Source organism: Kitasatospora cinereorecta, from assembly GCF_024172095.1.
Taxonomy (GTDB): Bacteria; Actinomycetota; Actinomycetes; order Streptomycetales; family Streptomycetaceae; genus Kitasatospora; species Kitasatospora cinereorecta.
In genome coordinates this window covers 304,754-329,106 of record NZ_JAMZDX010000002.1, presented here as the reverse complement: position 1 = coordinate 329,106, position 24,353 = coordinate 304,754, and the positions used below count along the sequence as shown (strand labels likewise).

The following is a 24,353-nucleotide window of genomic DNA, read 5'->3' as shown; positions in this document are numbered from 1 at the left end:
TAACCCCCCTCTTCCGCCCGCCGCCCGGCGTCCCCTATCGTCCTGAGCATGCCGAATCTGCCCGACGTGGTGCTGTGGTCGATACCGGCCTTCGTGCTGCTCACGGTCGTGGAGATGGTCTCCTACCGCTTCCACCCGGACGACGAGGAGCAGGGCTACGCCGCCAAGGACACCGCGACCAGCCTCGGCATGGGCCTCGGCTCGCTGTTCTTCGACGCCGGCTGGAAGATCCCGATCGCACTGGCCTACTCCGCCCTGTACGAGCTGACGCCGCTGCGGGTGCCGGTGCTGTGGTGGACCGTTCCGCTGATGCTGCTGGCCCAGGACTTCTGCTACTACTGGCAGCACCGCGGCCACCACGTGGTCCGGATCCTGTGGGCCTCGCACGTGGTGCACCACTCCAGCCGGCACTACAACCTCTCCACCGCGCTGCGCCAGCCCTGGACCGGGGCCACCAGCTGGGTGTTCTACGTCCCGATGGTGCTGGCCGGGGTGCACCCCGCGGCCCTCGCCTTCTGCTCCTCGGTCAACCTGGTCTACCAGTTCTGGATCCACACCGAGCGGATCGACCGGCTGGCCCGCCCGATCGAGTACGTCCTCAACACCCCGTCCCACCACCGGGTCCACCACGCCTCCCAGGGCGGCTACCTGGACCGCAACTTCGGCGGGATCCTGATCCTCTTCGACCGGATGTTCGGCAGCTTCACCCCGGAGACCGACCGGCCCGTCTTCGGTCTGACCAAGAACATCACCACCCACAATCCGCTGCGGGTCGCCACCCACGAGTACGCCGCGATCGCCCGGGACGTGGCCGGCGCCCGCACCTGGGGCGACCGCGTCCGGCACCTCACCAAGGGCCCCGGCTGGCAGCCCGTCCGCACCGACCGCCCGGAGGGCACCGTCGCATGAACCTCACCCGTCGCGTCAAGACCGCCCGCGGCCTGCTGGCCGGCTTCGCCGCCACCTCGGCCGCCCACCTCGGGGCGATCGCCACCGGCGTCACCACCCTGCAGCGCGCCACCAAGCCGGCCCTGATGCCGCTGCTGGCCGCGCAGAGCCTGGCCGCCTCCCGCAAGGCCCCCAAGCTGCTCGCGCCCGCCCTGGTCGCCAGCACCGGCGGCGACGTCCTGCTCCAGGTCGGCGGCGACACCGCCTTCCTCGCCGGGATGGGATCCTTCGCGGCGGCGCACGTCTGCTACGTGACGATGTTCGTCCAGGAGGGGGCGCTCTCCGACCGGCGGAAGGCACTGCTCGTCGGCGCCGCGTACGCGACCGCCTGGGCCACCATGATGGGTCAGCTCTGGCCCGGCCTCGGCGACCTCAAGGTCCCGGTCGCCGGCTACAGCCTGCTGCTCGCCTCCACCGCCGTCACCTCCGCCGGCCTCAACTGGCGGACCGGCCTCGGCGGCGCGCTCTTCCTGCTCTCGGACACTCTGATCGCCACGCAGCTGGCCGGCTGGAAGGAACTGCCGGGGCACGAGCTGATGATCATGTCGACCTACATCGCCGCCCAGTACCTGCTGGCGAGCGGCCTGCTGGCGCACAAGGAACTTGACGGGGTCACCGCTGAGGGGCGCGCGGAACTGCGCGCCCAGCCAATGACTGCGTGAGTGCATGGCCGGGCGCGCAGTTCCTCGCACCCCTGAACAGCTTTACGCCTCGCGACGCCTGAGCATCCAGAACCCGCCCACCCCCGCCGCGACCAGCGCACCGCCGACCACGAGCTGACGGCCGTCGGTGGCGACGGAGCCGCCGACGCCGGTGTTCACGCCGCCGTGCGGGGTGCCCGGCTGCTCCGCCGGGCCTGCGCCCGCGCCCCCGACCGCGGCCGCGGCCGCCGCGGCGACGGAGACCGCGCCGGCGAAGGTGTCACCGTTGGGGCACTTGCCGTCGATCCCCCACGAGGAGTCCTTGGTGAGCTTCCTGACCAGGGCGGCGGTCAGGTCCTCCTTGGCAACCACCTTCGCCGAGCCGGTGTACTTGCCGTCCGGCCCGACGGTCAGCGTGGTCGAGCCGCCGACGAAGGCCTGCGAGGCGGCGGTGACGGTCTTCTCCGAGCTGGTCTCGCAGGTGACACTGACCGAGACGGACTGACCCGGCTCGGCCTCGGCCGGGCTGACCCAGGCCGGCTCGGTGTCCTTCGCGGACGCGGTGGTGGCGGTGGTGGCGGCGAGCCCGAGCAGGGTGGTGGCACCCAGCAGGGCGGCGGCAGCCGTACGCGCGCGGCGCATGCCGTACCTCCAGGTTCTCCGGTGCAGCGGCGGACGCCGTCGTCCACGTGATCGAACCACTACACCCAGTCACCGGACACGCTAGGCAGCGCCACCCCGCCCGGCCACTCCACACGGCCGTTCGGGGCCGCCGGTCACGGAGCGCAACCGCCGAACGGGCAGCTCAGAGGTCCAGGTCGGTGACGACCGGGGCGTGGTCGGAGGTGCCCTTGCCCTTGCGGGCCTCGCGGTCGACGTAGGCGTCGGTCACCGCGTCGGCGAAGGCCTTGTTGCCGTAGGTGAGGTCGATCCGCATGCCGCGGTTCTTCGGGAAGCAGAGCTGGCGGTAGTCCCAGTAGGTGTACGGCCGGTCGTACTTGAGCGGGCGGGGCATGACGTCCTGCAGGCCGGTCTCGCGGAGGGCGGCGAGGGCGGCGCGCTCGGGCTCGGTGACATGGGTCTGGCCCTCGAAGGCGGCGAGGTCGTAGACGTCCTCGTCGGTCGGGGCGATGTTGTAGTCGCCGAGCACGGCGAACGGGCGGGCGGCGGCGGCGTCCTCCCGGACGGTGTCCCGCAGGGTCTCCAGCCACTGCAGCTTGTAGCCGTAGTGGGCGTGGCCGACCTCGCGGCCGTTGGGGACGTAGACCGACCAGACCCGCAGCGGGCCGCAGGTGGCGCCGATCGCCCGCGGCTCGACCACCGGCAGCATCGCGTCGTCGGCCAGGAAGCCGGGCTGATCCGGCAGGTCGCGGACGACGTCCTCCAGGCCGAGACGGGAGACGATGGCCACCCCGTTCCAGCGGCCGGTGCCGTGCGCGGCGGTCTCGTAGCCCAGCTCGGCCACCGCGTTGTACGGGAAGGCGTCGGTGCTGCACTTGAGTTCCTGGAGGCAGAGCACGTCGGGCCGGGCGCCCTCCAGCCACTCCAGCAGCTTGGGCAGCCGGGCGGTGACGGAGTTGATGTTCCAGGTGGCGATGCGGACGGTCACGGCGGGCGGCCTTCCCGAGTCGGACGGTGCGGACGGGTGGGCGCGCCCGCGGGCCCGCCCACCCCGAACATACCGCCAGGCACCGACAACCCGGGGCGACCGGCGCTCCCGCCCGAACCGTCGCCGAGCACCCGCCGGCCCCAAACGCCGGCCCGAACGCCCGCCGTCGGCCGTCAGCGCCCGGCGCGGACCACCGCGGCCGCGCCGCCGCCGCGCCGCACCGGTTCGGCGGCGGCCAGCCAGCGGCCGTCCGGCAGCCGTTCGACACCGGTCGCGGCGCCGATCTCGGGCGTCGACGCGAACACGTGCCCCATCGCCTCCAGCTCCGCCCGCTCGGGCAGCGCGAGGAACCCGGGCTCGGCCTGGGTGGCGGCGCTGTTGCGCTGGCTGGCCCGCGGGGCGGCGATGGCCTGTTCCAGGCTCAGCCCCCGGTCGAGCCGGCCGGTGAGCACCTGCAGCACGGTGGTGATGATGGTGGCGCCGCCGGGCGAGCCGGTCGCCAGGAAGGGCTTGCCGTCGCGCAGCACCACGGTCGGCGCCATCGAGGAGCGCGGCCGCTTGCCGGGCCCGGGCAGGTTGGGGTCCGGGACGCCGGGGACGATCGGGGCGAAGGAGAAGTCGGTCAGCTCGTTGTTGAGCAGGAAGCCGCGGCCCGGCACGGTGATGCCGCTGCCGCCGGTCTGCTCGATGGTGAGGGTGTACGAGACCAGGTCGCCCCAGCGGTCGGCGACGGTCAGGTGGGTGGTGCTCTGCCCCTCGTACGGCTCGGGCTGGGCCGGCCCGGTGGAGGCGCAGGGGGCGGGGTGGTACGGGTCGCCGGGGGCGAGCGGACTGGTCAGCGCGTGGTCGGGGCTGACCAGGCAGGCCCGGGCGGCGGTGAAGGCCGGGGAGAGCAGCCGGTCGGTCGGCACCGCGGTGAACGCCGGGTCGCCCACCCAGCGGTTGCGGTCGGCGAAGGCGATCCGGCTGGCCTCCAGGAAGCGGTGGTCGTAGGCGACCGGGTCGGTGAGGTCGCCGCCGTGGGACATGATGCCGAGCGCCTCGCCGACGGTGGTGCCACCGGAGGAGGACGGCGCCATCGCGTAGACGTCGTAGCCGCGGTAGTCGACATGGGTGGGCTCGCGCCGGATCACCCGGTAGTCGGCCAGGTCCCTGGCGTCCACCTTGCCGGGGCGGGCCAGGCGTCCTGACGCCGGGTCGACCGGCGGGTGCTGGAGGGTGCGGACGATGTCGGCGCCGATCGGGCCGCGGTAGAGGGCGTCGGTGCCGCGCCGGCCGAGCTCGCGGTAGGTGGCGGCCAGGTCCGGGTTGCGCAGGGTGCTGCCGACGGCGGGTGCCTGGCCGCCGGGGAGGAAGAGCGCCCGGGTGGCCGGGAAGTCCTTGAACCGGTCCTGGTTGGCGACGGTCTGGTCGCGGAAGGTCTGGTCGACCGTGAAGCCGTGCTCGGCGATCCGCTCGGCGGGCCGCAGGCTGTCGGCGAGCGAGCGGGTGCCCCACAGCCGCAGCGCCTGCTCCCAGGTGGCGGCGGTGCCGGGGACACCGATCGACAGTCCGCTGGTGACCGCGTCGTTGAACGGCAGCGGGACACCGTTCTCCAGGAAGAGGTTCTGGTCGGCGGTGTGCGAGGCGGTCTCCCGGCCGTCCAGGGTGGAGACCCGGCCGGTGCGGGCGTCGTAGTGGACGAAGTAGCCGCCTCCGCCGATGCCGGCCGAGTACGGCTCGGTCACCCCGAGCGCGGCGGCGGTGGCCACCGCGGCGTCGACGGCGTTGCCGCCACGGCGCAGCACCTCGATCCCGGCGGCGGTGGCGTCGGCGTCCACGCTGGAGACCGCGCCGCCGTAGCCGATCGCCTCGGGGGTCTTGGGCGGTGGCGCCGGGGAGGCGTGGGCCGGGGCGACGGCGGCGCAGATCAGCGCGGTGGCGAGGGCGAGCGTCGGGACGAGTCTGGCCGGCAAGCGCATGCGGACCTCCTGAGGCGGCGTCAGCTCCCTGTTGTCCCACAGTCGCCGGGGACCCGACAACAGGACCTCCGGCCACTACCGGCGGGTAGTTTCGTTATCGCTCCGCAACCCGCCGACGAGTTACTGACACGCCGTCCAACAAGCTACCGTCCAGTACCGGCGCCACACCCCCACCCATCGGCCGCCCCCCCCCTGGAGCACCCCCATGCCCATTCGCCGCCGTGCCGCCGCGCTCGCGCTGGCCACCGCCCTGCTCACCGCCGCCCCGCTCGCCCTCTCCCCCACCGACCGGGCCGCCGCGGCCACTTCAGCCGCCTCGCTGCGCTTCACCGACATCCCCGGGTCGGACGGCGTCGTCCTCAAGGGCAATGTGTACGAGCCCGGCGACGGTGCGATCCGCCACCCGCTGCTCGTCCTGCCCAGCTCATGGTCGCTCAACGACCTGGAGTACCTGGCCCAGGCGAAACGCTTCGCCGAGGCCGGCTACGTGGTGGTCTCCTACACCCCGCGCGGGTTCTGGGGCTCCGGTGGCCGGATCGAGGTGGCCGGGCCGCCGGACACCGCCGACCTCTCCCGGGTGATCGACTGGGCGCTCGCCCACACCAGCGCCGACCCGGACCGGATCGGCCTGGCCGGCATCTCCTACGGCGCCGGGATCAGCCTGCTCGGCTCCGCCGCCGACCCGCGGATCAAGGCGGTCGCCGCGCTCAGCGGCTGGGCCGACCTGGCGGATTCGCTGTTCAGCGACGAGACCCAGCACCTCCAGTCGGCCGGGGTCCTCGCGGTGGCCGGCTACCTGACCGGCCGTCCGGGTTCCGAGCTGCAGGAGGAGCTGACCTCCTTCTTCGGCAGCGACTACGCCAACGAGCCCAAGCTGCGCGCCTGGGCGGCCGAACGCTCGGCCGCCACCTACCTCGACCGGATCAACGCCAACGGTCCGGCCGTGATGCTGGCCAATGCCTGGGGCGACTCGATCTTCCCGCCGAATCAGCTGACCTCCTTCTACGAGAAGCTGACGGTGCCCAAGCGGCTGGAACTGCGCCCCGGCGACCACGCCACCGCCGAGGCCACCGGTCTGGCCGGGCTGCCGAACGACGTCTGGACCGACACCCGGGCCTGGCTCGACCACTACCTCAAGGGCGTCGACAACGGCATCGACCGCGCCCTGCCGGTCCATCTGCTGCCCCAGCTCCAGGACGGCTACGAGGACTACCCCAGCTGGGCCGCCGTCGCCGGCAGCCACGCCACGCTCGGCCTCGGCGGACGCGACTGGCTGGGCACCGGCTCCTTGCAGCCGGGCAGCGACACCGGCTGGCACACCACCGTCGCCACCGGCGTCGACTCCGGCGCCGACGGCGGCATCGTCTTCCTCTCCAACCTGGCCGAGCAGTTCCTCAAGCTGCCGCCGACTGTCTCCGTCCCGCTGCTGCCCCGCCCGGTCGCCGCGGTCTGGCAGTCCGACCCGTACGGCTCCGCCCAGCGGATCCGCGGCGCGGTCCGGGTCCACCTCGGGGTGACCCCGACCGCCGAACGCGGCAGCCTGATCGCCTACCTGTACGACGTGGACGCGCTCGGCGTGGGCAGGCTGGTCGGTCACGCGCCGTACACCTTCCTCGACCGCACCCCCGGGCAGGCCTTCACAGCGGACTTCCGACTCCAGGCCACCGCCTACGACGTGCCCGCCGGGCACCGGCTGGCGCTGGTGGTGGACACCGTCGACCCGCTCTACATCACCCACAACCCGGCCTTCGCCGGCCTCACCTTCGGCAGCCCGGCCGGCGACCCGTCCTGGATCTCCGTCCCGCTCAGGTGACGGCCGCCGGGCCGAACCGGCGCCGGTAGGCGGAGGGGCTCAGGCCCGTCTCGCGGGTGATCAGGGCACGCAGGTTCGCCGCCGTGCCCAGTCCGCTGTGACGGGCCACCACCTCGAACCGGGCCTCGCCGCGCTCGATCAGGCGGCAGGCCAGCGCGATCCGCTCGCCGGTCAGCCAGGCCAGCGGGGTGGTGCCCAGCTGAGCCCGGAACCGACGGTGCAGGGTGGCCGGACTGACCGCCGCCCGCTCGGCCAGCCCGGCCACGGTGAGCGGGCGGTCCAGCCGCTCCTGCGCCCACGCCAGCAGCGGTGCCAGCGACTCGTCCCGCAGCTTCGGGACCGGCCGCTCGACGAACTGCTTCTGACCGCCGTCCCGGTGCGCGGCGAACACCAGCCGTCGGCTGACCGCGTTCGCCACCTCCGCGCCGTGGTCGCGGCGCACCACGTGCAGCCCGAGGTCCAGGGCGGCGGCGCTGCCCGCCGCGGTGAGGATGTCGCCGTCGTCGACGAACAGCACGTCGGGCTCCAGGCGGACGGCCGGGAAGCGGGCCCGGAACTCCTCGGCCCACTGCCAGTGGGCGGTGGCCCGCCGGCCGTCCAGCACCCCGGCCTCGGCCAGGGTGAACGCCCCGCTGCAGAAGCCGATCAGCCGGGCGCCGCGCCCGTGCGCCCGGCGGATCGCCGCCAGCACCGCCGGGCGCCGAGGCACCTCGGTGTCCGGCCGGTTGGGGACGATCACGGTGTCCGCGTGCTCGACGGCCGACAGGTCGGCCACCCCGCCGAGGGTGAAGAAGCCGTCCCGCATCCGGATGCCCGGCTCCGGCGCGCACAGCCGGAAGTCGTACAGCCGGCGGCCGATCTCCGGCCGGTCCAGACCGAAGACCTCGGTGGCGCAGCCCAGCTCGAACGGGTTGGAGTTCTCGTCGACGATCACCACCACCCGGTGCGGGGCGGCGGGCCGGGGCCGGGGCCGGGGCCGGGGCTGCGAGGATCCTTGCGACATCCGCCATTTCTAGCACTCGTACGAGCGGCGCCGGGGCCGGACGATGGATCGCATGAGCCACCAGCCCCTCTCCCTCGACGAGGCCCTCGCCTCCTTCGACGCCCTGTGGAGCCCGCGGATCGTCACCCGGGTCAACGACTACGACGTCCGGATCGCCAAGGTGCGGGGCGAGCACGTCTGGCACACGCACGAGGACACCGACGAGTTCTTCCTCGTCCTGGCGGGCGAGCTGTCCATCGCCCTGCGCGAGAGCGCCGGGGAGCGCACCGTCGTGCTGCCGCGCGGCTCGGTGTTCACCGTCCCGCGCGGCACCGAGCACCGGCCGTCCGCCGCGGACGGCGCGGCGATCCTGATGTTCGAACCCACCGGCACGTCGACCGTCGGCGACCGCCACGCCCCCGTCCCCGACCACGTCGACGCCACCACCGGGCATCCGCTCGACGGCTGAGGCCCGGCGGCGCCCGGCGCGGTCAGGACAGGGTGGCCCGCTCGGTGCGGTGGCGCTTGATGGTGCGGAAGCGGCGGGCCACCTGGCGGGCCAGGTCGGCGGCGCCGACCAGGCCGGCGTCGTTGCCGAGCTCGGCGTGGACGATGCCGGCCTCGGGGCGGAAGCCGCGGCCGGTGAGGGTGCGGCGGAAGGCGTCCTGGGCCGGCCCGAGCAGCAGCTCGCCCGCCTCGGAGACGCCGCCGCCGATCACGAAGCGGCCCGGGTCGAGGGCGGCGGCCAGGTTGCCCAGGCCGACGCCGAGCCAGCGCCCGACCTCGTAGAGCAGCTCGACCGCCACCGCGTCGCCGTCCCGGGCGGCCTCGGTGACCAGCGGTCCGGTGATGCCCGCCGGGGTGCCGCCGGCCCGGGCCAGCAGCGGCTGGACCACCGGCGACTCCTCGGCGACCAGCTCCCGGGCCTCGCGCACCAGCGCGTTCCCGGAGGAGTACTGCTCCCAGCAGCCCCGGTTCCCGCACGGGCACCGGTGACCGCCGGGCACCACCTGCATGTGGCCGAACTCACCGGCGAGCCCGTACTTGCCCCGGTCGACGTAGCCGTCCCGGACCACCGCGCCGCCGATGCCGGTGCCGAGCGTGATCATCACCATCTGGTCCTCGCCCCGGCCGGCGCCGAACCGCCACTCGGCCCAGGCGGCGGCGTTGGCGTCGTTCTCCACCACCACCGGGAACCGCAGCCGGGCGCTGAGCGCGTCCCGCAGCGGCTCGTTCCGCCAGTTCAGGTGCGGGGCGAAGAGCACCCGGGAGCGGTCGGCGTCCACCCAGCCGGCCGCGCCGACCCCGACCGCGTGCACGTCGTGCTTGTCGGCGAGCTGAAGCACCAGCTCGACGATGACGTCCTCGACCACCTTGGGGCTCTTGCTCTTGTCGGGCGTCTCGGTGCGGACCCGGTCCAGCACCCGGCCCTCGCCGTCCACCACCCCGGCCACCACCTTGGTGCCGCCGATGTCGACCCCGATGGTGGGCAGCCGCAGGACGCTCGCGGGCAGGGCACGGCGGCGGCGCTCGGCACGCGGGCCGAGGCCCAGCAGGTTGGGCAGGACGGCCGGGCGGGTGGCGCCGCGGGGGCTGGTCACGGGCGGTGGGCTCCTTCGGGTCGTGGGTCATGCCCATCCTGCCGCCCGGGCGGGTGTGCGACCAGTCGGTGATCAACCCGGAAGGACCGACAGGTTAGGCTCGACCCGTACAGCCGATTTTCACGAAAACGTGACGTTCCTCTCAGCTTTCCCACAGCTTCGGGAGCAACTGATCGTCCGTTTCCGACTGTCTGATCCCTTGTGTAGTGGTACCGGGCGCGTGGGCCCGGGCGGCCCAGCGACCCGGATACGAGATCTCTTCATGCAACTGACAGGCACACCGTTCCTCATCGTCACGATCGTCCTCGTGCCGATCTCCATCGCGGCCGCGCTGCTGCTGTGGGGACGGGTTCGCGGCCCGCAGCCCCTCCAGCTGCTGTCCAGACTGGCCATGCTGCTCTTCTGTCAGTTCACCGCCGTGATGATGGTGTTCATCATGGTCAACAACGCCAACCTGATCTACGGCAGCTGGGACGACCTGCTGGGCACCGGGAACCACGTCCGGGCGGTGCCGAAGGTCCCGGCCGACGGCGCGAACGGCACCTCCAACGACAACAAGCGGCCCAAGGTCGTCCAGGCCTTCAAGGGCGTCGGCGACCCGAAGGTGCCGAACGACGTCCAGACCACCGACCTCAAGGGCCAGCTGTCGGGCATCGACGGCGAGGTGCTGGTCTGGCTGCCGCCGCAGTACAACGACCCGGCGTACAAGGACAAGACCTTCCCCGTGGTCGAGCTGCTGCCCGGCTGGCCCGGCTCCTCCAAGACCTGGTACGGCACCCTGAAGGTCTCCGACCAGCTCAAGCCGATGATGCAGAAGGGCGAGGTCTCGCCCTTCATCCTGATCTCCCCGCGCACCAACCTGCTCGGCGACACCGTCGACACCGGCTGCGCCGACGTGCCCGGCAAGGTCAACGCCGACACCTGGCTCGCCCGGGACGTCCCGCAGATGGTGCTGGACAACTTCCGCGCCGACCCGTCCGCCGACCGCTGGGCGGTGGCCGGCTACTCCGCCGGCGGCCACTGCGCGGCCAAGCTGGCCCTGGAGCACCCGGACCGCTACCGCGCCGGCATCAGCCTCTCCGGCTACAACGACCCGGCGGGCGAGGACAAGTCGCTGACCGCGAAGGACCCGCACCTGCGGGAGATCTCCAACCCGCTGAACATCCTCAAGAACGCCGCCCAGCCGCCGAAGGTCGCGCTCTACATGAGCGGCAACAAGGGCGACGGCTACGAGGCCGCCGAGGCGATGAAGGCGGCCGCCAAGGCGCCGACCACGGTCCTCCCGGTGGAGACCACCGGCCCGCACGCCAGTGACGTGTGGAAGCCGATGATCCCCTCGATCTTCACCTGGCTGACCGGGATCATCCCGGCCAACCACTGACCGCGGGCAGCACCACGCAGAACGACGGAGCGGACCGGGCCGGCTGGGATCAGCCGGCCCTTCGCTTTCCGCGCGGGCGGCGCGGGTACGGGAAGAGCCGCAGCGGACGGCGGGCCGCCAGGTCCTCCATCCAGCCGAAGCACAGCACCAGCAGGGCCAGCAGCGGCAGCGCGATCAGCAGCGGCGCCCACTGGCTGCGCAGCACGAACTGCGCGTGGTCGAACAGGAAGCCGACGTCCCACAGCCGGTCCATCAGCGGCACGGTGATCGCCATCGCCGGGATGTGCCACAGGTAGACGCTGACCGCGCGGGCGTTCAGCAGGCTGACCACGCCGTTCCAGCGCTCCAGCCGGGGCGGCCACTGCTCCCACGACGGGCTCAGGTGCAGGAGCAGCAGCACGTAGCCGAAGGACCAGATCGCCTGGGCGAACGGCACCGTCTCGATGTCGCCGACGGTGGTCGGGTCGGTGATCGGACGGCTGAGCAGCCACCACAGACCGGCCATCATGATCATCGGGGCGATCGACGGCGCGAGGTACTGCGGCAGCCGGCGCAGCACGCCCTCCCGGTGGGCCATGCCGAGGATCCAGCAGGCCGCGAAGGTGGTGAAGTCGGTGGTGGTCTCCCAGATCCGGCCCTCCTGCGAGAACAGGCCGGAGTTGATCACCGCGGACGCCGCCAGCGGGGTGAAGATCGTGATCCACGGGTTCCACCGCAGGGCGCGCAGCATCAGCGGGGAGAGCAGCACGAACCAGAGGTAGGCGCGCAGGTACCAGAGCGGGACGGCGATGTTCTCCGCCCAGGACGGTTCCAGCAGACCGTGGAAGCCGCTCAGCTCGGCACCGTACGGCGGGGTGGACAGCGGCAGGACCCAGAACGCCAGCTTGCCCCACCACCAGTTCGGGTGGCCCTCCGAGTTCGGACCCCAGCCGTCCAGGATCATCAGCGTCAGCAGGAGCGCGCCGAACAGCCACATCGGCGGCAGCAGACGGCGCAGACGGTCGCGGATCACGGTGAGGGCGGGACGCCGCAGCGACACCACCATCAGCGAGCCGGCCAGCGCGAACATCACGCCCATCGACGGGAAGACCAGCGGCAGCCAGGACCAGCCGAACTTGTGGTAGAGGATCACGCGGCCGAGCGCCAGGGCGCGCAGCAGGTCGAAGTAGCGGTCGCGGCCGCCCTTCTTCTTCGGCGCGGGTGCGGCCTCGACCTCCTCCTCGACCGGGTCGGGGGCGAAGAGCACCGGGACCCGCAGCTGCATGGTCTCGCTCGGGTCCGAGGCACGGTCGGCGGCGGACGGGGCGGGCGGCGTGGGCAGTCGCAGCTGCATGGTCTCGCTCGGATCGGCCGCCCGCTCGGCAACGCGGACGCGCTCGCGCTGGTCCGGGCGCGGGCCCGGGCGCTGCTCGCCGCGCGGGGCGGGCTGCTCCAGGAACGGCGAGCCGGAACGCTGAGCCGGCCGCGGGCCCGGACGCTGGTCCGGGCGCGGGCCGGGGCGCTGCTCGCCGCGCGGGGCGGGCTGCTCCAGGAACGGCGAACCGGAACGCTGAGCCGCCCCCGGAGCGGGACGCCCGTCCGGACGCGGGCCAGGGCGCTGCTCGCCGGGGCGCGGCGCGGGCCGCTCGCGCTCGCCGGCCACCGGGGCGGGGCGGCGCTGGAACAGCGACCCGCCGGGCTCGGGGCGGGCCTCGGTACGCGGGCGCTCCCGCTCGACGGCGGGCGCGGCGGACCGCCCGTCCTGTGGCTGCCGGGGCAGCCGCAGGGAGACGGTCTCGCTCGGGTCGGCGGCGTCGGCTGCGGCGGGGGTGCCCTCCTCGTCCGGCTCCGGCTCGGTGGCCGGCGATCCGCCGAAGAAGGAGAACCCGGAGGTTCCGGTCATGGTCAGGCCTCCACGATCGGTGCCGCGACCTCGCCGGTACGCCGCAGTTTCTGCCATCGGAGCCGGCCACCGGTGAGCGCGGTGATCGAGGACTGGAGCAGCACCAGGTACATCAGCTGCCGGTACACCACCTGCTGCACGGGCAGGGTGACCAGGTGCCAGGGCTTCTCCCGGTCCAGCCGGAAGGCGTAGTAGGCGAGGACGCCCTGGACGACCAGCACGCCGGCCCAGGCCGCGATGGTGCGCTCGGCGTCGACGAAGAAGATGCCGTACAGCAGGAACAGGTCGATCAGCGGAGCGAGCAGCGGGGTGAGCACGCCGAACAGGGCGACCACGGGCAGGCCGATCCGGCCGAAGCGGCCCGCCGGACCGCTCTCGCGGATCGCGTGGCGGTGCTTCCACATCGCCTGCATGGTGCCGTAGCTCCAGCGGTAGCGCTGGGACCACAGCTGCTGCATGGAGGCGGGGGCCTCGGTCCAGGCGCGGGCCTTCTCCGCGTAGACGATCCGCCAGCCCTGGCGCAGCATCGCCATGGTGATGTCGGTGTCCTCGGCGAGGGTCTCGTCGCTCATGCCGCCGACGTTCAGCAGCGACTCGCGGCGGAAGGCACCGACCGCACCGGGAATGGTCGGCATGATGTTCAGCTCGTCGTACATGCGCCGGTCGAGGTTGAAGCCCATCACGTACTCGATGTGCTGCCACGCCCCGATCAGGGTGTCCCGGTTGCCGACCTTGGCATTGCCGGCGACCGCGCCGACGGTGGGGTCGGCGAACGGCTGGACCAGCTCGCGCACGGTGGAGGGCTCGAAGACGGTGTCGCCGTCCATCATCACGACGATCTCGTGCGAGGCGTTGGCGATGCCGTTGTTCAGCGCCGCCGGCTTGCCGCCGTTGGGCTGGCGGATCAGCCGGACGTTCTCCATCGCGATCTCCTCGACGATCGCCGAGGTGTCGTCGGTGGAACCGTCGTCGATCACGATGATCTCGATCGGATAATCGCTCAGCGCCAGGGATTTCAGCGTGTTGGCGATGCACTCCTGCTCGTTGTACGCCGGGACCAGCACGGTGACCGGTTCGGTCACCGGCGGCCCCCAGGAGAAGTCCGGCCGTCTGGTCCGCCAGGCGTGCCGGGTGGCCAGGATCATCATCAGCGCGAACCGGCCGAAGACCAGCACGCCGACCACCGAGAGCAGACCGATCAGCCACGGCAGCAGGTTCACCGAGATGCCGGTCATGAAGATGAACGCCTTGCCGGCCCAGAGCTGCAGGCCGTGCACCGGCACGGTGGTCGGCGAGGAGCCGAGCGCCTCGCCGATCGAGGCGAACTTGTAGTTCTGCGCCTCCAGCTTGTCGATGATCTGGCCCAGCGCGGCGACGGTCTGCGAGCGGTCGCCACCGGCGTCGTGCATCAGGACCATCTCGCCGCGGCCCGGCACCTTGGGCATCGCGGTCTTCACGATCTCCTCGACACCGGGCTTCTTCCAGTCGTCGGTGTCGGCGTCGATGAAGGCGGTCAGGTAGCCGTGCTTGCCGACGTCCTTGACCACCGGCCAGGTCCAGTCGTCCAGTGCGTCGGCGGTGGAGGAGTACGGCGGCCGGAACAGCGAGCTGTGCACCCCTGCGACGCCGGCCAGCGCCAGCTGGGTCTGGCCCAGCTCCCACGCCAGCCGGGTCCGGGTCTGCAGCGCCATGTCGGCGTGGGTGAAGGTGTGCAGGCCGATCTCGTGGCCGCCCGCGACGATCTGCCGGATCAGCTCCGGGTGGCGGGAGGTCATCGCACCGGTCACGAAGAACGTGGCGTGGATGTGGTGCTGCGCCAGCAGGTCGAGGATCTTCGGCGTCCAGACCGGGTCCGGTCCGTCGTCGAAGCTCAGCACCACGGTCTTGTCCGGGATCGAGTAGCTGACCGGGTGGTCGTTGAGCCGGCCCCGGGCGTCGACCACCGGCCCGCCGGTGAGCAGGTTCGGCGGCACGGTGGTCTTGTCCACCGAGATGGCGACCTGGTTGTCGTGGAAGACCTCGTTGTTGGCCAGTCCGCGCAGCACCAGCAGTGCCAGCAGGCAGGCCAGCAGCGTGACCGGGAGGAAGAAGCGCAGCGGCGGTGCGGCCAGCCTGCGAGTGCGGACCGACTTGCGCCGGGGGCTCTGATGACGGGACATGGCGTTCCTGGGGACCGGTCAGTGAGTGGTGCTGGGCTTCGTCGTCGCCACGGAACGGCCGGCGGGCGCCGTGCTGCCGGAGTGGCTGGCGCCGGTGGCCGGCTTGGTGGTGGAACCGCCCGCCTTGGCGGTTCCGGAGGTGTGCGCGCTCGGCGAGGTCCTGGCCGAGCCCGACGCGGAGGCGCTCGCCGACGCGCCCGGCAGGGCGCTGGCGGACGGGCCGGGCTGGTTCACCAGCGCACCGGGCGTGGGCTGCGGCGGGACGCGCAGGGCAGGGGCGTTGGACTGGAGGCCGACCACGCTGGCACCCATCGCACCCGCGAGAACGGTGCTGGCCACGCCGAGGGTCCACCCGAAACCGCGCAGTCGGCGCCCGCGGGCACCCGTCTGATCGACGAAGACCGGAATCGGATCGGCCGGCGCGAGGACCGCTGGGGTCGCCGGGTCGGGCTCGGTGCGCCCGGTGCGAAGAAGGGAGGGTGCCACCGAGTGGTCGGCCTTTCCGGTAAGCGGAGACCGCTGACTGTGCTCAAGCCCGGACGCTATTACACGAAGGTTGGCTGATTCTGCGTCAATGTTCGATTTATCCCGGTCTGCGCAGGGGCCGTGACCGGATCGCAATCCGCTCGACACGGCTCCCACGCGTTCGGTGACCTGACCACCTCATAAAATGCGGCAACCGCCGGTGCCACCGCCAGGACCGCGTCCCCCGAACAGCCGAGGTCGGCAGCTCTTGAACAACCGCACCCCCTCCCGTCGCCGCCTGCTCGCCCTCGCCGTGGCCACCCCGATGCTGCTCGCCGCCTGCAGCACGGTCGCCCCGTCCGGCGACGGCGGCACGGACCCCGCCCCGGCCGGATCCTCCGCCGCGCCCGCCTCCTCGGCACCCCCGTACGACGCCTCCGCGCTGCGCACCCCGACCGGCCGGATGCTCGGCGTCGCCTCCGACGGCGACCCCGGCGACCTCGCCTCCGTCACCGCCTTCGCCGCCAAGGCCGGCCGCCCCGCCGACGCCCGCGAGTACTACCAGGTCTGGGGCGACGACTTCGACGTCGCGGGCAACACCGCGCTGTGGAAGAACGGCCAGCTGCCGATCCTCACCCTGGTCCCCGACTCCGTCACGCTGACCGACATCGCCGGCGGCGCGCAGGACACCTACCTGACCTCCTTCGCCGACCAGGTCCGCTCGTACCAGGGCCCGCTGGTGCTCTCCTTCGCGTCCGAGATGAACGCGAGCTGGAACGGTTGGGGCCCCGGCAAGGCCACCGCCGCGGACTTCATCGCCGCCTGGAAGCACGTCCACGACACCTTCCGCGACCACGGCGTCACCAACGTCATCTGGCTCTGGACCCCGCACGTCAGCGACTCCGCCGCACAGGCCACCCTCAAGCCGTACTTCCCCGGCGACGACTACGTCGACTGGCTGGGCCTGGTCGGCTACTACGGGCCGCAGGAGGGCAGCGACTTCAAGGGCCTGTTCGCGCCCACCGTCAAGACGCTGCGCTCGCTCTCCAAGAAGCCGCTGCTGATCACCGAGACCGGCGTCGCCGAGGGGCCGAAGAAGACCTCCCAGATCACCGACCTGTTCACCGGCGCCGCGAACACCGACGGGCTGATCGGGCTGGTCTGGTTCGACCTGCAGAAGACCTGGCCGGGCGCGAAGGTCGCCACCGACTGGCGGATCGACAGCTCCCCCGCCGCCCAGGCCGCCGTCGCCAAGGCCGCCGCGGCCCAGAACTTCGGCCACCCCGTCAAGTAAGGGTCAACCACCGGGGGCGCGAGGAACTGCGCGACCGGCCGTCGCTCTACGTGAGTGCATGATCGGTCGCGCAGTTCCCCGCGCCCCCGGTGGTTTACGCCAGTTCCAGGGCCAGGTAGAAGTCCACCCGGTCCTCCAGCCGTGACAGGTCGCGCCCGGTCAGCTCCTCGATGCGCCCGATCCGGTAGCGCAGCGTGTTCACGTGGACGTGCAGTTGCGCCGCGCACCGCGTCCAGGACCCGTCCGAACGGAGGAACGCCTCCAGGGTGCGGACCAGGTCGGCCTGGTGCTCGATGTCGTACGCGATGACCCGGTCGAGCAGCCGGCTGCGGAACGCCCGCCGGACCTCGTCGGGGACGGCGGCGAGCAGCAGCACGTGCGAGGCGAGCTCCTCGGGCCCGGCCACGCACACCCGGCCGACCCGGGCTCCGGCGATCCGCCGGGCGTGCCGGGCCTCCTCGAGGGCGCCGCGCAGGCCGCCGGCCTCCGCGGCGGGGGCGCAGACGCCGACGGTGATCCGGCCCTCGGAGCCGAGGCCGGCCTCCAGCGGGGCGAGCAGGTCGCGCAGCGCGTCGGCGGGCACCGGCACGTCCATCGCGGGGAGCACGACGACGGCGCCGGTGGCCCCGGCGGCGGCGACCAGGGCGCGGTCGCCGGTCACGGCCAGCGCCTCTTCGAGGACGGGTCGCAGGGCGCCGTCGGGCAGGCCGGTGGCCTCGACGCTGAGGACGAGCCAGTTGCCCTCGGCGGCGGCGGCCGGCACCGGTCCGCCGCCCTCGTAGCGGGCCATCGAGGCGGAGGCGTGCAGGGCGCGGCTGATCTCGGCGGGGTCGGCGTCGCGCTGGAGCAGGGCGAGCGCCTCGTCGGCGATCCGGCGGCGCAGCCGGCGGCCCTCGTCGCGGCGGGTTCGCTCGGCGGCGACCAGGCGGGCGAGGTTCTCGGCGAGCTGCTGGCGCTTGGGGGTCCACTCGGTGACGTCGCCGGCGACGGCGAGCAGCCAGTCGGCGAGCGGGGCCTCGTCGGCGGGGTCGGCGGGGGCGGGCAGCAGCGAGTACGAGCCGGTGACCAGCCGGGCGCGGTGCGGCGGGCGGCGGCGCTGGCGCTGGGCGGCGAGGTGGGCGCGGACCAGCTGGTCGCGGTCCTCGCCGGTGAGCCGGTCGGCCGGCCCGGCGATCACCCGTCCGGTGGGGGTGAGCACCCAGCAGTCGAGGTCGAGGTCGCCGCCGAGCAGGTCGAGGACGGCGTCCAGGCCGCCGCCGCCGGCGGCGGAGACCAGCAGGCGGTGGCGGTCGACCAGGGCGGCGAGGTCGGCGGCCCGGTCGGCGGAGACCTGGCGGCCGACGAACTCGGTGACGGCGCCGAAGGCGATGTCGTCGGGCACCGCGAGCAGCGGCAAGCGGTGGCGGCGGCAGGCGGCGGTGAGGTCCTCGGGGACGGGCCCGACCTCGGCCTCGCCGGCCGCGAGGGCGACCGCGCCGCCCGCCACCAGGGTACGCACGAAGCGCTCGGAGTCCTCGGCCGAGGTGCGCCAGAGCATGCCGGTGAGCACCAGCTCGCCGCCGTGCAGGTATCGGCCGGGGTCCTGCAGGTCCGTGGTCATGACACCGCTGACCTGCCGGTCGAGCTCGTCCTCACCGGCGAGCAGCCGCAGGTGCGGCGCGCCGGGAGCGAGCAGGTCACGGACACGCATCCGCAGACTCCTTCGTCCGATGGGGTTGAGGGTGAGGGGGTGAGGGGCTCACAGTGTGCACGAGATCGAGGGCTCGGTGTTACGTATCAACCGGGGCCCGGATCACGGGCCCGTAGCTCGCGAATCACGGCCGGATTACGGTCATAAGTAGCGCCCGGTCAACTCCTGGGCTGCGACATTGTCCTCCTTAGAGGAACGTACAGGATGCCGGGCGGGACCACAGCCGGGGCTTCATGCCATCGGTGACTGCCAGTGGGCCCGGTCACAGCGGTTCACTGGCCACAAGCCGCCGGACACACCCCGGTGACCAGGACTCAACGCCAAGGCAACGAAGCGGTAGCACAGTCCGAAAACCGAGTTCCGGGCGCTGTGCCCACTGTCCGGTAGGCAACGACTTGAGGAGACACCCGCATGGAGTTCCTTCGGCCCGCAACGTGGGACGAGGCGCTCGCGGCGAAGGCTGAGTACCCGACCGCGCTGCCGATCTCGGGCGGTACGGACGTCATGGTCGAGATGAATTTCGACGTGCACCGGCCATCCGCGATTCTCGACCTGAACCGCATCCCCGAGCTGCGCCAGTGGGAGATCGACGGGGATGTGGTGAAGCTGGGCGCCTCGGTGCCGTACTCCCGCATCATCGACGAGCTCTCCGAGCAGCTGCCCGGACTGGCGAAGGCCGCGCACACCGTCGGTTCGCCGCAGATCCGCAACCGCGGCAGCGTGGGCGGCAACCTGGGCGGCGCCTCGCCGGCCGGTGACGCCCACCCGGCGCTGCTGGCGGCCGGCCGGGACGTGTTCGTCGAGGCGGTCTCGGTGCGCGGCACCCGGCTGATCCCGATCGACGAGTTCTACGTCGGCGTGAAGCGCAACAGCCTGGCGGCCGACGAGCTGATCAGGACCGTGCACATCCCGGTCGCCGACGGTCCGCAGCAGTTCTCCAAGATCGGCACCCGCAACGCGATGGTGATCGCGGTGTGCGCGTTCGGCTTCGCGCTGCACCCCAAGAACCACACGGTCGGCACCGGTATCGGCTCGGCTGCCCCCACGCCGCGCCGCGCCGTGGAGGCCGAGGAGTACCTGCAGGGCGCGCTGGAGGAGCGCGGCCTGTGGGAGTCGGGCGGCCTGCTGGGCGCCGAGGTGACCCAGCGCTTCGGCGAGCTGGTGAAGGCCGCCGCGTCGCCGATCGACGACGTCCGCGGCACCGCCGACTACCGCCGGCACACCCTGGCCGTGATGGCCCGCCGCACCCTCACCTGGTGTTGGAACGACTACAGCAAGCAGATCAGGAGCGCGGCATGAGGATCACCTTCACCGCCAACGGGAAGCCGGTCGAGGCCGACGACGTCTGGGAGGGCGAGAGCCTCCTGTACGTGCTGCGCGAGCGCGTGGGCCTGCCGGGCTCGAAGAACGCGTGCGAGCAGGGCGAGTGCGGCTCCTGCACCGTGTACCTGGACGGCACCCCGGTCTGCTCCTGCCTGGTCGCGGCCGGCCAGGTGCAGGACCGCGAGGTCCGCACCGTCGAGGGCCTGGCCGAGGAGAACGGCGAGCTGGGCCTGGTCCAGCAGGCGTTCATCGACGCCGGCGCCGTCCAGTGCGGCTTCTGCACCCCCGGCCTGCTGGTGCAGACCGACGCGCTGCTGGACCGCGACGACCAGCCCAGCGACAACGACATCCGCGAGGCACTGTCGGGCAACCTGTGCCGCTGCACCGGCTACGAGAAGATCATGGACGCGGTGCGGCTGGCCTCGGCCCGCAAGTGCGCCGGCAAGGGGGTTTCCGAATGAGCACTCGGACGATCCAGGGTCAGAAGAACCTGCAGAACATCAACCAGGCGTCCAAGGACGGCATCGGCGGCTCGCCGCTGCGCCCGGACGGCACCCTGAAGGTGAAGGGCGAGTTCGCGTACTCGTCCGACATGTGGCACGAGGACATGCTCTGGGGCATGGCGCTGCGCTCGCCGCACCCCCGCGCCAACATCCTCTCGGTCGACATCTCCGAGGCGCTCAAGCTGCCCGGCGTGTACGCCGTCCTCACCCACCAGGACATCCCCGGCTCCAAGTTCTACGGCCTGGAGATCCAGGACCAGCCGGCCCTGGCCATCGACAAGGTCCGCTACCACGGCGAGGCGATCGCGCTGGTCGCGGCCGACCACCCGGAGACGGCCCGCCGCGCGGTGAAGAAGATCAAGGTCGAGTACGAGGTGCTCACCCCGATCGTCACCGAGGAGCAGTGCCTCGACCCCGAGACCCACGGCTACGTGCACGAGCCGCACGAGTTCAAGTCGCACGGCTACGGCAACATCTGCCACGAGCAGAAGCTGGTCTCCGGCCTCGGCGTCACCGACGAGGTCCGCGCGCTGGCGGACGTCGTCATCTCCGGCGACTACGAGGTCGGCATGCAGGACCAGGCCTTCCTCGGCCCGGAGTCCGGCCTCGCGGTGCCCGCCGAGGACGGCGGCATCGACCTCTACATCGCCACCCAGTGGCTGCACGTGGACCGCCAGCAGATGGCCCCGGTGCTCGGCCTGCCGGAGGAGAAGGTCCGCCTGACCCTCGCCGGTGTCGGCGGCGCCTTCGGCGGCCGCGAGGACATCTCGATGCAGATCCACGCCTGCCTGCTGGCCCAGCACACCGGCAAGCCGGTCAAGATCGTGTACGCCCGCGACGAGTCCTTCTACGGCCACGTGCACCGCCACCCGGCCAAGATGCACTACGAGCACGGCGTCACCCGCGACGGCAAGCTGGTCTTCGCCGACTGCCGAATCGTGCTGGACGGCGGCGCGTACGCCTCGGCCTCGCCCGCGGTGGTCGGCAACGCCGCCTCGCTCGGCCACGGCCCGTACGTGATCCCCAACGTGAAGATGCACGCCATCGCGCTGTACTCCAACAACCCGTCCTGCGGTGCCATGCGCGGCTTCGGCGCGGTACAGGCCGCGTTCGGCTACGAGTCGCAGATGGACAAGCTGGCCGAGGCGCTCGGCATGGACCCGGTGGAGTTCCGCCAGCTGAACGCGATGGCCGAGGGCGACCACATGCCCACCGGCCAGCAGATCGACTCGCCGGCCCCGGTCGCCGAGTTGCTGCAGCGGGTCAAGGACATGCCGCTCCCGCCGCCGCTGGACCTGGACAACCTGGACATCCGCGCCGTGCCCGGCGCGCTGTCCAACACCTCGCACGGCGAGGGCATCGTCCGCGGCGTCGGCTACTCGGTCGGCATCAAGAACGTCGGCTTCTCCGAGGGCTTCGACGACTACTCCACCGCCCGGGTCCGCTTGGAGGTCATCGGCGGCGAGCCGGTCGCCATGGTGCACACCGCGATGGCCGAGGTCGGCCAGGGCGGCGTCACCGTGCACGCCCAGATCGCCCGCACCGAGCTGGGCGTCGAGCAGGTCACCATCCACCCGGCCAACACCGAGGTCGGCTCGGCCGGCTCCACCTCCGCCTCCCGCCAGACGTACATGACCGGCGGTGCGGTGAAGCTCGCCGCCGAGGCGGTCAAGCAGGCGCTGATCACCAAGGGCCGCCGGCGCTACGGCTGGACCCAGAACGACATCGACCTGGTCGCCGGCAAGGTGGTCTCCGAGTCCGCCGGGGTGCTGGTGTCGATGGTCGACCTCCTCGGGGACGAGGCGATCGACCTGACCCGCGAGCACCACCACCGGCCGACCGTCCCCTTCGACAAGGAGACCGGACAGGGCTTCGGCCACGTCCAGTACACCTTCTGCGCCAACCGCGCGGTGGTCGACGTGGACGTCGAGCTGGGCCTGGTCAAGGTGGTCGAGCTGACCGCCGTCCAGGACGTCGGCAAGGCGCTCAACCCGCTCTCGGTGGTCGGCCAGATCCAGGGCGGCTGCACCCAGGCGCTGGGCCTGGCCGTGATGGAGGAGATCATCGTCAAGGACGGGAAGGTGCGCAACGCGTCCTTCACCGACTACCTGATCCCCACCATCCTGGACACCCCGCCGATCCCGGTGGAGATCCTCGAACTTCCCGACCCGAACGCGCCCTACGGCCTGCGCGGTGTGGGCGAGGCCCCCACCGTCTCGGCCACCCCGTCCATCGTGGCCGCCATCCGGCAGGCCACCGGGATCGCCCTCACCCGGATCCCGGTCCGACCCGAGCACCTCACCGGCACGCTCTGACTCCCGAGACGTCCCCGGGGCGGCGACTTCCTGCCGGCCGCCCCGGGGCAGCACCACCGAAAGTACCCACCCAATGCACCAGAACCGCTGCCTCTCCCACGCCGGGGTTCTGCAGTGGTGCACCCCAGTGAGTCGAACAGTCCCCCTGCGCCCCTCCCATGACTGGCAATCAGGTCGGCTCGCCCACCCCAACCCCCTTTGAACCTTGGGAGTGGACATGACCCGGATCCCCACGGAGCCCGGCCCCACCGAAGAAGCACCCGCCGTCGACGACACCCACACGCCGTCGCCGGCAGCTCACCCGAAGAACGCGCTGGACACCTATTTCAAGATATCCGCGCGCGGATCCACCTTCGGAAATGAGCTCCGCGGTGGACTCACCACCTTCATGGCGATGGCGTACATCGTCCTGCTCAACCCGATCATCCTCAGCGGCGCCGACGTCACCGGCGCCAAGCTCGGCCACGCACAGCTGACCACCGCCACGGCGCTCGCCGCCGCGGTCACCACCATCCTGATGGGCGTGATCGGCAACGTGCCGCTCGCGGTCGCCGCGGGCCTCTCGGTCTCCGGCGCGATCTCGGCCCTGGTCGTCCCGCACACCACCTGGTCCCAGGCCATGGGCCTGTGCGTGATCTACGGCCTGCTGATCGTCCTACTGGTCGTCTCCGGCCTCCGCGAGAAGATCATGAACGGCATCCCCCTGCCGCTCAAGCACGCCATCACCATCGGCATCGGTCTGTTCGTCGCGATCATCGGCTTCTACAAGGCCGGCTTCGTGCACACCGGCGGTCCCACTCCGCTGTCCCTGGGCCCCTTCGGCGAACTCGAGGGCTGGCCCGTCCTGATCTTCTGCCTGACCCTGCTGACGATCTTCGTCCTGCTGGCCCGCAACATCCGTGGCGCGATCCTGATCGGCATCGCGGCGGGCACCGTGGTCGCCGTGATCGTCAACAAGGTCGCCGGCCTGGACGCCAAGGCCTGGGGCGGCTCCGCCCCGGTGTGGCCCGGCAGCCCGGTCTCCGCGCCCGACTTCGGCCTCTTCGGCCACGTCGACGTCGTCGGCGCCTTCGGCGGCAAGGGCCTCGGCGCGATCAGCGCCACGGTCGCCGTCTTCACCCTGGTCCTGGCCGGCTTCTTCGACGCGATGGCCACCATCATCGGCGTCGGCACCGAGGCGGGCCTGGCCGACAAGCAGGGCCGGATGCCCGGTCTGTCCAAGGCCCTGTTCATCGACGGTGCCGGCGGCGCGATCGGCGGTGTGGCGGGCGCGTCCGGCCAGACCGTGTTCGTCGAGTCCGCCACCGGCGTCGGCGACGGCGCCCGGACCGGCCTCGCCTCCGCCGTCACCGGCGGCATGTTCGCCCTGATGCTGTTCTTCTCGCCGGTCGCGGCCGTCGTCCCGGTCCAGGTCGCCTCCGCGGCCCTGGTCGTCATCGGCTCGATGATGATGAGCCAGGCCCGGCACATCGACTGGTCCGACCGCGAGGTCGCCATCCCCGCCTTCCTCACCTGCGTCCTGATGCCGTTCACCTACAGCATCACCGCGGGCGTGGCCGCCGGTGTCATCTCGTACACCGTCATCAAGGCCGGCACCGGCAAGTGGCGCGAGCCCGGTCCGCTGATGTGGATCCTGACCGGCGTCTTCGTGGTCTACTTCGCCCTCACCCCGATCAAGTCGTGGCTGGGCGTGCACTGACCCACCGCGCCGCGGTACGGGGACCCGTCCGCCCCCGTACCGCGGCACCACCCGTTTCCCGTGCACTATTGGTTGGTAGGGAGCACA

General features: G+C 72.3%; 19 protein-coding genes. 10 read left to right on the top strand and 9 right to left on the bottom strand.

Features of this window, described 5'->3' with window-relative positions; all coding sequences use genetic code 11:
• Positions 1–48: 48 nt before the first annotated feature.
• Together FHR36_RS08410 and FHR36_RS08405 are read left to right on the top strand one after the other, a co-directional pair.
• Positions 49–909: a sterol desaturase family protein gene (locus FHR36_RS08410; protein WP_253795321.1), complete on the top strand. Its 861-nt coding sequence runs from the start codon at positions 49–51 to the stop codon at positions 907–909.
• Entirely contained in the window at positions 906–1,610 is a 705-nt protein-coding gene (locus FHR36_RS08405) for a lysoplasmalogenase (protein ID WP_253795320.1), read from the top strand. Before FHR36_RS08410 ends, FHR36_RS08405 begins: the two co-directional genes overlap by 4 nt.
• A 42-nt stretch (positions 1,611–1,652) precedes the next feature.
• On the opposite strand, the gene FHR36_RS08400 is transcribed toward FHR36_RS08405, so the two are convergent.
• The 3 genes from FHR36_RS08400 to ggt all read right to left on the bottom strand — a co-directional run bounded on the left by FHR36_RS08400 (position 1,653) and on the right by ggt (position 5,159).
• Entirely contained in the window at positions 1,653–2,231 is a 579-nt protein-coding gene (locus FHR36_RS08400) for a GVDTG sorting domain-containing protein (protein WP_253795319.1), read from the bottom strand.
• A 163-nt stretch (positions 2,232–2,394) separates the two neighbouring features.
• A complete protein-coding gene (locus FHR36_RS08395; RefSeq protein ID WP_253795317.1) occupies positions 2,395–3,198 on the bottom strand; it encodes an exodeoxyribonuclease III in 804 nt (267 codons plus the stop codon).
• Positions 3,199–3,371: 173 nt separating this feature from the next.
• Positions 3,372–5,159, bottom strand: coding sequence for a gamma-glutamyltransferase (ggt, locus tag FHR36_RS08390; RefSeq protein ID WP_253795315.1), 1,788 nt, complete (start codon positions 5,157–5,159; stop codon positions 3,372–3,374).
• 205 nt (positions 5,160–5,364) lie between these two features.
• On the opposite strand from ggt, the gene FHR36_RS08385 reads away from it, so the two are divergent.
• Positions 5,365–6,972: a CocE/NonD family hydrolase gene (locus tag FHR36_RS08385; RefSeq protein ID WP_253795313.1), complete on the top strand. Its 1,608-nt coding sequence runs from the start codon at positions 5,365–5,367 to the stop codon at positions 6,970–6,972.
• On the opposite strand, the gene FHR36_RS08380 is transcribed toward FHR36_RS08385, so the two are convergent.
• Positions 6,965–7,975: a GlxA family transcriptional regulator gene (locus tag FHR36_RS08380; RefSeq protein ID WP_253795311.1), complete on the bottom strand. Its 1,011-nt coding sequence runs from the start codon at positions 7,973–7,975 to the stop codon at positions 6,965–6,967. The genes FHR36_RS08385 and FHR36_RS08380 overlap by 8 nt on opposite strands.
• 52 nt (positions 7,976–8,027) lie before the next feature.
• Between FHR36_RS08380 and FHR36_RS08375 the strand changes: the two genes are divergently transcribed.
• A complete protein-coding gene (locus FHR36_RS08375; RefSeq protein ID WP_253795309.1) occupies positions 8,028–8,423 on the top strand; it encodes a cupin domain-containing protein in 396 nt (131 codons plus the stop codon).
• Positions 8,424–8,445: 22 nt separating this feature from the next.
• On the opposite strand, the gene FHR36_RS08370 is transcribed toward FHR36_RS08375, so the two are convergent.
• Complete coding sequence (locus tag FHR36_RS08370) at positions 8,446–9,555, bottom strand: ROK family glucokinase (protein ID WP_380231346.1); 1,110 nt, start codon at positions 9,553–9,555, stop codon at positions 8,446–8,448.
• Positions 9,556–9,862: 307 nt separating this feature from the next.
• On the opposite strand from FHR36_RS08370, the gene FHR36_RS08365 reads away from it, so the two are divergent.
• Positions 9,863–10,936: an alpha/beta hydrolase gene (locus FHR36_RS08365; RefSeq protein WP_253795307.1), complete on the top strand. Its 1,074-nt coding sequence runs from the start codon at positions 9,863–9,865 to the stop codon at positions 10,934–10,936.
• Positions 10,937–10,985: 49 nt separating this feature from the next.
• Here the strand turns inward: FHR36_RS08365 and FHR36_RS08360 are convergent, their stop codons facing one another.
• From FHR36_RS08360 to FHR36_RS08350, 3 genes are read right to left on the bottom strand one after another with little or no spacing between them, the layout of a single operon-like run.
• On the bottom strand, positions 10,986–12,818 hold the full coding sequence (locus tag FHR36_RS08360) for an acyltransferase family protein (protein ID WP_253795305.1): 1,833 nt from the start codon (positions 12,816–12,818) through the stop codon (positions 10,986–10,988).
• 2 nt (positions 12,819–12,820) lie between these two features.
• Complete coding sequence (locus FHR36_RS08355; RefSeq protein ID WP_253795303.1) at positions 12,821–14,977, bottom strand: bifunctional polysaccharide deacetylase/glycosyltransferase family 2 protein; 2,157 nt, start codon at positions 14,975–14,977, stop codon at positions 12,821–12,823.
• Between the two features lie 18 nt (positions 14,978–14,995).
• A complete protein-coding gene (locus tag FHR36_RS08350) occupies positions 14,996–15,316 on the bottom strand; it encodes a hypothetical protein (protein WP_253795301.1) in 321 nt (106 codons plus the stop codon).
• Between the two features lie 394 nt (positions 15,317–15,710).
• Between FHR36_RS08350 and FHR36_RS08345 the strand changes: the two genes are divergently transcribed.
• Positions 15,711–16,736, top strand: coding sequence for a glycoside hydrolase family 26 protein (locus FHR36_RS08345; protein WP_253795299.1), 1,026 nt, complete (start codon positions 15,711–15,713; stop codon positions 16,734–16,736).
• 94 nt (positions 16,737–16,830) lie between these two features.
• Here the strand turns inward: FHR36_RS08345 and FHR36_RS08340 are convergent, their stop codons facing one another.
• The gene (locus FHR36_RS08340) at positions 16,831–18,426 is read right to left on the bottom strand and encodes a PucR family transcriptional regulator (protein ID WP_253795297.1); all 1,596 of its coding nucleotides are present in this window, start codon (positions 18,424–18,426) and stop codon (positions 16,831–16,833) included.
• Between the two features lie 411 nt (positions 18,427–18,837).
• Between FHR36_RS08340 and FHR36_RS08335 the strand changes: the two genes are divergently transcribed.
• The 4 genes from FHR36_RS08335 to FHR36_RS08320 all read left to right on the top strand — a co-directional run bounded on the left by FHR36_RS08335 (position 18,838) and on the right by FHR36_RS08320 (position 24,266).
• On the top strand, positions 18,838–19,725 hold the full coding sequence (locus FHR36_RS08335; RefSeq protein ID WP_253795295.1) for an FAD binding domain-containing protein: 888 nt from the start codon (positions 18,838–18,840) through the stop codon (positions 19,723–19,725).
• A complete protein-coding gene (locus FHR36_RS08330; protein ID WP_253795293.1) occupies positions 19,722–20,210 on the top strand; it encodes a (2Fe-2S)-binding protein in 489 nt (162 codons plus the stop codon). The genes FHR36_RS08335 and FHR36_RS08330 overlap by 4 nt, the downstream gene beginning before the upstream one ends.
• Positions 20,207–22,567: a xanthine dehydrogenase subunit D gene (pucD, locus tag FHR36_RS08325; RefSeq protein WP_253795291.1), complete on the top strand. Its 2,361-nt coding sequence runs from the start codon at positions 20,207–20,209 to the stop codon at positions 22,565–22,567. The genes FHR36_RS08330 and pucD overlap by 4 nt, the downstream gene beginning before the upstream one ends.
• Positions 22,568–22,784: 217 nt before the next feature.
• A complete protein-coding gene (locus tag FHR36_RS08320; RefSeq protein WP_301329960.1) occupies positions 22,785–24,266 on the top strand; it encodes an NCS2 family permease in 1,482 nt (493 codons plus the stop codon).
• The last annotated feature ends 87 nt before the right edge of the window (positions 24,267–24,353 follow it).

What these genes read in the sequence shown, in the direction of transcription:
- FHR36_RS08410 (WP_253795321.1), top strand. Translation starts at nt 49, where the DNA reads ATGCCGAATCTGCCCGACGTGGTGCTGTGGTCGATACCGGCCTTCGTG.
- FHR36_RS08405 (WP_253795320.1), top strand. Translation starts at nt 906, where the DNA reads ATGAACCTCACCCGTCGCGTCAAGACCGCCCGCGGCCTGCTGGCCGGC.
- FHR36_RS08400 (WP_253795319.1), bottom strand. Translation starts at nt 2,231, where the DNA reads ATGCGCCGCGCGCGTACGGCTGCCGCCGCCCTGCTGGGTGCCACCACC.
- ggt (WP_253795315.1), bottom strand. Translation starts at nt 5,159, where the DNA reads ATGCGCTTGCCGGCCAGACTCGTCCCGACGCTCGCCCTCGCCACCGCG.
- FHR36_RS08385 (WP_253795313.1), top strand. Translation starts at nt 5,365, where the DNA reads ATGCCCATTCGCCGCCGTGCCGCCGCGCTCGCGCTGGCCACCGCCCTG.
- FHR36_RS08380 (WP_253795311.1), bottom strand. Translation starts at nt 7,975, where the DNA reads ATGTCGCAAGGATCCTCGCAGCCCCGGCCCCGGCCCCGGCCCCGGCCC.
- FHR36_RS08375 (WP_253795309.1), top strand. Translation starts at nt 8,028, where the DNA reads ATGAGCCACCAGCCCCTCTCCCTCGACGAGGCCCTCGCCTCCTTCGAC.
- FHR36_RS08360 (WP_253795305.1), bottom strand. Translation starts at nt 12,818, where the DNA reads ATGACCGGAACCTCCGGGTTCTCCTTCTTCGGCGGATCGCCGGCCACC.
- FHR36_RS08355 (WP_253795303.1), bottom strand. Translation starts at nt 14,977, where the DNA reads ATGTCCCGTCATCAGAGCCCCCGGCGCAAGTCGGTCCGCACTCGCAGG.
- FHR36_RS08340 (WP_253795297.1), bottom strand. Translation starts at nt 18,426, where the DNA reads ATGCGTGTCCGTGACCTGCTCGCTCCCGGCGCGCCGCACCTGCGGCTG.
- FHR36_RS08335 (WP_253795295.1), top strand. Translation starts at nt 18,838, where the DNA reads ATGGAGTTCCTTCGGCCCGCAACGTGGGACGAGGCGCTCGCGGCGAAG.
- FHR36_RS08330 (WP_253795293.1), top strand. Translation starts at nt 19,722, where the DNA reads ATGAGGATCACCTTCACCGCCAACGGGAAGCCGGTCGAGGCCGACGAC.
- pucD (WP_253795291.1), top strand. Translation starts at nt 20,207, where the DNA reads ATGAGCACTCGGACGATCCAGGGTCAGAAGAACCTGCAGAACATCAAC.
- FHR36_RS08320 (WP_301329960.1), top strand. Translation starts at nt 22,785, where the DNA reads ATGACCCGGATCCCCACGGAGCCCGGCCCCACCGAAGAAGCACCCGCC.